Raw genomic sequence first — 8,164 nt, 5'->3', positions numbered from 1 at the left:
CCTTCGAGGGCCTCCAGAGTGGTCCGGGCCGACCCCATGTCTTGATCGATGACGTTAAGAAGATCCTCAAGCTCATGGATTTTGCTCGAAGCGAGCCTCTCGTGGTAGACGGCCTCCCGAGCTTCCTGGAGGGCCTGCTGGTGGGCCTGCCGCCGCTCTGCCAAGCGGGTCTCGGCCGCCCGACATTCTTCTTCCAGGACGCTTTCTGCCTGCTTCGCCGTAGCGATTTCGTCCTCGATCGCCGCAAGCCGCTGAATCGTCTGCTGCCGGCGGCTCGTTTCGGCCTGCGCCTGGGCGTCGATTTCCTCCAGCTCGGCACTGATTTGCTCGCTGCGAACCCTCACCCGTTCCGCCGCTTCGGCCGCCTTGAGGGCCGCCATTTGGATCTCGTGCCGGCGCTGGCGGGCAGCGGCCAGGGCTGAACGGGCTTCTTCCAAGGCGGCCTCCAAGGCCCGCACCCGCTCCTCTTCTAGCTCGACGGCCCGGGCTTGCGCCTCGATGGCGGTGCGCTGGGCTTTCCCCTCCCGGGCAAGGGCCTCCATCTCCCGCTCCCGGGCCAACACTCCGTGGAGTCCGGAGTCGGGAACGTAATAGGTAATGCTCGTCCGGGTCACCACATGCCCGCCCGGCAGCACGAAGGCTTGCCCCGGCCGCAGCAGGTGCCGGCGTTCTAAAGCGGCCGTCAGGGACTCTGCCAGGAAAACTCCTGCCAGCCAGTCGTCGAGAACGGCCGCCACCGCTTCGTCCCGGCAAGTGACCTGGGCGCGCAAGGAGGGGAAGGGCTCCGGGAAAGAGGGGGGTACTGCCCCTACCTGGCGCTCGAAGCAGGCAAGCTTACCGGGAGGCGGCTCGTCGCTCCAGCAGCCGGCTTCGCCCAAGGTCTCCAATGCCACCGCGTTAAGCCGCTCCCGCAACACCGCCTCCAGGGCATCTTCCCAGTCCTCGCCCACCGTGATCGCCTGCCAGAACCGGGAACGGTCCTGGAGTCCCTGGGCCGAAAGCCAGCCGGTGAGCCTCTCATTGCTCTCGAGCCGCCGCTGCAACTCTTCCAGCGCGGCCCGCCGGGCCTCTATCTCTGTCAAGCGCTGCTCCTGGGCCTGGAGCCGCTGGCGGGCAGCCTCCAGAGCGGCTTGGGCGGCGGGCAGCGCTTCCGCGCCCCGGGCGAGGACCGCCTCCTGCTCTGCGATCGAGTGGTCGATCTCCTCGAGGGCCCGGGCAAGGCGCTCGCTCTCACCCGGATCCACGGGGGGCAGTGCCCGTCGTTCCTCCTCCAGTCGCGCGCGCCGGGCCACCAACTGGGCCAGTACCCGCTCGGTGTGGTTTAAATGGGTCTGCTCCACTTCCCGGGCCTGCTCCGCTCGCATGCGCTCCCGCTGGGCCTCAGCATGGCGGGCCTGAGCCAACCGATAAGCCTCCTCCAACAGGGGGAGGTCACGGCCCTCCCCTTCGGCCCGTTCCTGGCGGGTGCGCGCCTCCAAGATGGCCCGCGTCTGCTCTGCTTGCCAGTGGGCGAGCCCGGCCTGGGCGTTGGCGCGGCGCTCTTCGTGCTGGGCCAGAAGCTTGCAGGTGGTACTGCGTTGCTGCTCGATGCGGCTGCGGCTCGCCCGCAGGTGCTGGAGTTGTTGCTCCAGCCGGGCCACTTCTGCATTGGCCTCGTACAAGGCTGCCTGGGCGCCGTGAAGCGCATCGCTCAGGCCATAGTGGCGTTCCCGGGCTTCTTCTAGGCACCGCTCGGCTTCCCGCAGCCGGGCAATCTCCCCCTGTAGCGCCGTCTCCAGCCGTTCCCTCTCCCGCGCAAGCCGCTCCTGGGTCGCCGCGGCCTCTTGCCTGCGGGTTAGGGCAAGCAGCGCCTGAACGGTGCGCAATCTCGCCTGGAGCTCGTGATAGCGGGCCGCCACGCGGGCCTGGGCCTGTAGCCGTTCGAGCTGCTGCTCCAGCTCCCGACGAATGTCGTCCACCCGGGCGAGGTTCTCCCGGGCATCTTCCAGCCGCAGCTCGGTCTCTCGGCGCCGCTCCCGGTACTTGGACACGCCCGCCGCCTCCTCGAGGAAGACCCGTAGCTCCTCGGGTTTGGCCTCGATGATGCGGGAGATCATCCCCTGTTCGATGATGGCGTAAGGTCGCCCGCCCAGGCCGGTGCCGAGGAAAATGTCCTGCACGTCCTTGCGGCGCACGTGAAGGTTGTTGATGTAGTAGGAGGATTCACCGTTGCGCTCGATCACCCGCTTGACTGCGATCTCGGCGTACTGGGACCACTGCCCGCCAGCCTTGCCCAGGCTGTTGTCGAACACGAGCTCCACGACCGCCCGGCTCACCGGCTTGCGCTCCAAGGAGCCGTTGAAGATCACATCCTGCATGGACTCACCGCGCAAGACCGAGGCTCGGGATTCCCCCAGCACCCAGCGCACTGCATCGATGATGTTGGACTTGCCGCAGCCATTGGGGCCGACGATGCCAACCAGCTGGCCCGGCAGCGGGATATGGGTAGGATCGACGAAGGACTTGAACCCGGCGAGCTTGATGTGAGCGAGGCGCAACGGGGTGCCAACCAGTCGTTATAATGTTTGAATCAGCAGCGAGCTTCCGCCACGGCGACGCCACCTATCCCTATCGCCCGGGCGCGCAACCTGCACCCACCGAAACATGGCGTCCACCGACCGGCGATTGCCGCGAAAGATTGGCCGGCATTGTAACTGAATTGACGCGCAGGCGAGAATGGCAACACAGTCCTCCAAGCAGCTCGAGACCTTCCCCAACCCAGCTCCGGATCGGGACTACCTGATCCACATGGAGATTCCAGAATTCACCTGCCTGTGCCCGAAAACGGGGCAGCCCGACTTCGCCACGCTCATTCTGGATTACATTCCCGACCGACGGTGCGTCGAGCTCAAGAGCCTGAAGCTCTATATCTGGTCCTACCGGGACGAGGGCGCTTTCCACGAGGCCGTCACCAACCGCATCCTGGACGATCTCGTGGTCGCCACGGAACCCCGGTACATGCGGCTGCGGGCGCGCTTCCACGTGCGCGGCGGCATCTTCACCACGGTGGAGGCGGAGTACCGGAAAGCGGGCTGGGCGCCCGCCGTGCCGGTTCCGCTGCCGGAGTTTCCTCGCGAAGCAAGCACCCGCGACTGAGCGGGGAGCTCTCGCTCAACGCGAGCTCGCGCGTTGGCGCCGGCATCCCCGGCCGATATAATTCGCCGGTTCAACGACCACGACGGCGCGCCTGCCCAGCCTTGCAATGAACCCCCACCTCGAGCGCCTGCAGCCCTATCCGTTCCAGAAACTCCAGCTTTTACTCCAGGGGGCGAACCCCAATCCCGCCTTCAAGGCCATCGACCTGTCCATCGGCGAGCCGAAGCACGCGACGCCCTCCTTCATCCTGGAGGCGCTCGCGCAAGCGCTTCCCTCCCTCGCCCGCTATCCCACCACGGCCGGCCAGCCTGCCCTGCGCCTCGCCCTAGCCGACTGGATCGCCCAACGCTACGGGCTACCGGAGATCGATCCGGAGACCCAGGTTCTGCCGGTCAACGGGAGTCGGGAAGCCCTGTTCTCCTTCGCCCAGGCGGTGGTGGATTCCTCGCGGCCCGGCGCCACTGTGGTGTGTCCCAACCCCTTCTATCAGATCTACGAGGGAGCGACGCTGCTCGCGGGCGCAACGCCCCAATTCCTCAACCTCCTGCCCGAAAAGGGCTTCGCCCTGGACTTCGCCCAGCTCCCGGATACGGTGTGGCGCCGCACCCAGCTCGTGTACGCGTGCTCTCCGGCCAATCCCACCGGCAGTGTGATGGGCCTGGAGGAGTGGCGGCGGCTGTTCGAGCTCTCCGACCGCCACGGCTTCGTCATCGCCTCCGACGAATGCTACTCCGAGATCTACTTCGACGAGGCTGTCCGCCCCTTGGGTGCCCTGGAAGCGGCCCATCGGCTGGGACGCCGGGATTTCCGCGGGCTCGTGGTCTTCTCCAGCCTGTCCAAGCGCTCCAACGCACCGGGACTGCGCTCGGGCTTCGTCGCCGGCGACGCGCAGATCTTGGCGCGTTACCTGCGCTATCGCACCTACCACGGCTGTGCCATGAGCCCCGCGGTGCAGGCGGCGAGCATCGCGGCCTGGCGGGACGAGACCCACGTGGAAGAAAACCGCCGGCTCTACCGGGACAAGTTCGACGCGGTACTGCCCCGACTCGAATCCCTGGGGGCCAGGAGGCCCGAGGCCGGATTCTATCTGTGGCTGCCCACGCCTTTCGACGACACCGTTTTCGCCCGCCAGCTATACCACGACTATAATGTGACCGTCCTGCCGGGCTCCTATCTGGCGCGGGAGGCCCACGGCCTAAACCCCGGGCGCAACTTCGTACGTATTGCCCTGGTGGCCCCGCTGGACGCCTGCGTGGAGGCGGCCGAACGCATCCGCCGCTTCGCCACCGAGGACCGCAGCGGAGCGGCTGCCGCCGGATGATATCGTCATCGACCGAGGACCTACTGCCGATGAAACAACTCCAGAGCATCATCGAGGAAGCGTTCGAGCGGCGCAGCGAGATCACACCGCGCAACGTGCCCACCAAGGTCCACGAAGCCGTGATGGAGGTGGTGGACCTCCTTGACAAGGGGAAGCTACGGGTCGCAGAGAAGATCGACGGCCGCTGGGTGACCCACGAATGGATCAAGAAAGCCGTACTGTTGCTGTTTCGCATCGAGGACAACAGCTTCATCAAGGGTGGCTTCACCAACTACTTCGACAAGATTCCTTCGAAGTTCGCTGAGTACAATTCCCGCGACTTTCGCGAAGGAGGCTTCCGTGTCGTTCCTCCGGCAGCCGCCCGCCGCGGTTCCTACATCGCGGCAAACGTGGTGCTAATGCCCTCCTACGTCAACATCGGCGCCTACGTGGACGAAGGCACCATGGTGGACACCTGGGCCACCGTGGGCTCCTGCGCCCAAATCGGCAAGAATGTCCATCTCGCAGGCGGCGTGGGCATTGGTGGGGTGCTGGAGCCGGTCCAGGCCAACCCCACCATCATCGAGGACAACTGCTTCATCGGTGCGCGCTCCGAGATCGTGGAAGGCATCATCGTCGAGGAAGGCGCGGTAATCGGCACCGGCGTTTTCCTCTCCCAGAGCACCAAGATACTCAACCGGGAAACAGGGGAGATCCTCTACGGACGGGTGCCCGCGGGCTCGGTGGTGGTCTCCGGCAGTCTCCCCTCCCCAGACGGCAAGTACAGCCTGTACTGCGCGGTAATCGTCAAGCAGGTGGACGCCAAGACCCGTGCCAAGACCAGCATCAACGAGCTGCTGCGGGGCATCTAGCGGGACGCGCCGCGGCCTCGCGGTTATGGAGCAAAGGAGCATCCCATGATCATTGCACCCCTGCTCAAGCTCATGGCCGAGAAACAGGCTTCGGACCTGTTTTTTACGGTAGGCGCGCCGATCCAAATCAAGATCAATGGCGTGTGCATGCCGATCAACGACAAGCCGCTGGAATCAGACCAGATGATCAAGCTCGCCTACGGCCTAATGACCGAGGACCAGATCCGCACTTTCGAGGCCACCATGGAGATGAACTTCTCCTTCAGCCTGCCGGAAGTGGCCAACTACCGGGTCAACGTCTTCCGCCAGAAGGGCGACCTGGCGATGGTCATTCGTCACATCAAGAGCACCATCCCCACGGTGGAGGAGCTCAATCTGCCCGGGATCCTCAAGGACCTGATCATGGAGCGCCGGGGGCTAATCCTGGTGGTGGGTTCCACCGGGGCGGGCAAGTCTTCCACCCTGGCGGCCATGATTGAGCATCGTAGCGCCAACTGCACCGGCCACATCCTCACGGTGGAAGACCCCATCGAGTTCGTATTCAAGCACCGCAAGTCGATCGTCAACCAGCGAGAAATCGGCATGGACACGGTCTCCTATGCCAACGCCCTCACCAATGCCATGCGGGAGGCGCCAGATCTGCTGATGATCGGCGAGATCCGGGACCGGGAAACCCTCAAGCACGGCATCATCTATGCCCTGACCGGCCATCTGTGCGTATCCACCCTGCACGCCAACAACAGCTACCATGCGCTCTCGCGCATCATCAACTTCTTCCCCCACGACGCGCGCACCGCCCTGCTGGCGGACCTGGCCATCAGCCTGAAGGCCATCATTTCCCAGCGCCTGGTGCGGGGCGTGGACGGAAAGCTCCTGCCCGCGGTGGAGATCCTGATCAACACCACCCACACCTCGGAGCTGATCAAGAAGGGAGAAATCGACGCCATCAAACAGGCCATGGAGACCACGGTCTCGCCAGGCTCGCAGACTTTCGAGCAGGCCCTGTTTAAGATGTACCGGGCGGGAAAGATCACCCGAGACGAAGCCATGGCCCACGCCGATTCGCCCACCAATCTGGCGGCCCTCATCGACTATGGCCAGATCCGCGTGAGCGAAGTCGGCGCCAAAGGGCTGGAGACGGCCGCCGCGAAAGAGCCGCCGATCAAGATCGACCTGATCGACAAATGAGCTCCCGCGTTCTTGGCCCGGCCCCGGCTTCGGGCAGCCCCGTCTTCGAATACCGAAGCGCTCCATGCATCCCGCCGTCGAGCTTGCCCAAGCGCTGATCGCCCGGCCCTCGGTCACCCCCGACGACGCCGGCTGCCAGCAGCTCCTGGGTGAGCGGCTGCAACGGGCGGGCTTCCGCGTGCAGCGGCTGCGCTTCGGTGCCGTGGACAACCTTTGGGCCCGGCGGGGGACCACAGGCCCAGTGCTGTGCTTCGCCGGCCACACCGATGTGGTGCCTCCGGGGCCGCGCGAGCAGTGGACTAGCGATCCCTTCCAGCCCGCGATTCGCGACGGCGTTCTCTACGGCCGAGGCGCGGCCGACATGAAAGGGGCGATTGCCGCCTTCGTGACGGCGGCGGAAGCCTTCCTGGGCGAGCAGGCGCACCACCGGGGTTCCCTTGCCCTGCTCCTCACCTCCGACGAGGAAGGCCCGGCTGTGGACGGTACCGTCCGGGTGGTGGAGTGGCTTAGGCAACGGGGCGAGGCGATCGACTACTGCATCGTGGGAGAGCCTACTTGCGCCCGGGTGGTGGGGGATACGCTCAAGAACGGCCGGCGCGGCTCCCTCTCTGGCACGCTCAGGGTCAAGGGCATCCAAGGCCACATCGCCTACCCTCACCTCGCCAGCAACCCCATCCACCTGGCAGCGCCGGCCATCGCCGAGCTCGCCCGTACCGTATGGGACGAGGGCAACGAGTTTTTCCCGCCCACCTCCTGGCAGGTGTCCAACATCCACGGGGGCACGGGGGCGACCAACGTGATCCCGGGCGAAGTCACCGTGCAGTTCAATTTCCGCTTCTCCACCGCGAGCACCGTGGAATCCCTCGAGCAGCGGCTGCGGGCGGTGCTCGACGCCCATGGGCTCGACTACGAGCTCGTGTGGGAGCAACCCTACAACGCGCCCTATCTCACCGCGCCCGGCCCTCTCACCCAGGCGCTCAAGGCCGCGGTGCGGGAGGTGGCGGGCATCGAACCGGAGCTCTCCACCACGGGGGGCACCTCCGATGGCCGGTTCATCGCCCGCATCTGTCCCCAAGTGGTGGAGCTGGGACTGCTCAACGCCACGATTCACAAAATCGACGAATGCGTGCCCCTCGCCGACCTGGCGCGGCTCGCCGACATCTACGGCCGGGCGCTGCGCCGGCTTCTCGCCTGAGCGCTCCGTTCGACGAAGCGCGGCAGGAGCTTGCCACGGTGCGCGACCTGTTGCGGTTCGCCGTGAGCCGCTTCCACGAGGCGGGCCTCGCCTTCGGCCACGGCACGAGCGAGGCTTACGACGAGGCGGCTTACCTGATTCTGCACGCCCTGCATCTGCCCCTGGACCGGCTGGAACCATTCCTGGATGCCCGACTCACCTTCGCCGAGCGTAGCGCCGTGCTCGCGCTCCTGTCCCGGCGGGTGCAGGAGCGGCGGCCGGCCGCCTATCTCACTCGGGAAGCCTGGCTGGGAGAGTTCCGCTTTTACGTAGACGAGCGGGTGATCGTTCCCCGCTCGTTCATCGCCGAGCTGCTGCGCGAGCGGCTCGCCCCCTGGGTGGCCGATCCCCAGGAAGTGCGCACTGCCCTGGATCTATGCACCGGCAGCGGCTGCCTGGCCATCCTCCTGGCCCACGCCTTCCCCGGCGCCCGAG

The 8,164-nt window shown here is 66.0% G+C and carries 6 protein-coding genes and 1 pseudogene; 6 read left to right on the top strand and 1 reads right to left on the bottom strand.

Features of this window, described 5'->3' with window-relative positions; all coding sequences use genetic code 11:
- Window positions 1–2,537, bottom strand: a 2,537-nt coding sequence (smc, locus tag V7Q81_RS12975; protein WP_333843958.1) for a chromosome segregation protein SMC, incomplete at its 3' end; no start/stop codon positions are given.
- Between the two features lie 178 nt (window positions 2,538–2,715).
- On the opposite strand from smc, the gene queF reads away from it, so the two are divergent.
- From queF to V7Q81_RS12945, 6 genes and pseudogenes are all read left to right on the top strand, one after another.
- Window positions 2,716–3,135, top strand: coding sequence for a preQ(1) synthase (gene queF, locus V7Q81_RS12970; protein WP_333843954.1), 420 nt, complete (start codon window positions 2,716–2,718; stop codon window positions 3,133–3,135).
- Between the two features lie 106 nt (window positions 3,136–3,241).
- A complete protein-coding gene (gene dapC / locus V7Q81_RS12965; RefSeq protein WP_333843952.1) occupies window positions 3,242–4,456 on the top strand; it encodes a succinyldiaminopimelate transaminase in 1,215 nt (404 codons plus the stop codon).
- Between the two features lie 29 nt (window positions 4,457–4,485).
- Window positions 4,486–5,307 (top strand): 2,3,4,5-tetrahydropyridine-2,6-dicarboxylate N-succinyltransferase, encoded by an 822-nt coding sequence (dapD, locus tag V7Q81_RS12960; RefSeq protein WP_333843960.1) that lies wholly within the window; start codon window positions 4,486–4,488, stop codon window positions 5,305–5,307.
- A gap of 45 nt (window positions 5,308–5,352) precedes the next feature.
- Window positions 5,353–6,495: a PilT/PilU family type 4a pilus ATPase gene (locus V7Q81_RS12955; protein ID WP_333843950.1), complete on the top strand. Its 1,143-nt coding sequence runs from the start codon at window positions 5,353–5,355 to the stop codon at window positions 6,493–6,495.
- Between the two features lie 64 nt (window positions 6,496–6,559).
- A complete protein-coding gene (gene dapE / locus V7Q81_RS12950; RefSeq protein WP_333843948.1) occupies window positions 6,560–7,690 on the top strand; it encodes a succinyl-diaminopimelate desuccinylase in 1,131 nt (376 codons plus the stop codon).
- 38 nt (window positions 7,691–7,728) lie between these two features.
- Window positions 7,729–8,164 (top strand): annotated as a pseudogene (locus V7Q81_RS12945) (50S ribosomal protein L3 N(5)-glutamine methyltransferase); the annotation flags it as partial.

The sequence above is a fragment of the Pelomicrobium sp. genome (assembly GCF_036803785.1).
In the GTDB taxonomy this organism is placed as follows: domain Bacteria; phylum Pseudomonadota; class Gammaproteobacteria; order Burkholderiales; family UBA6910; genus Pelomicrobium.
This window is presented reverse-complemented; position numbering and strand designations above follow the sequence as displayed.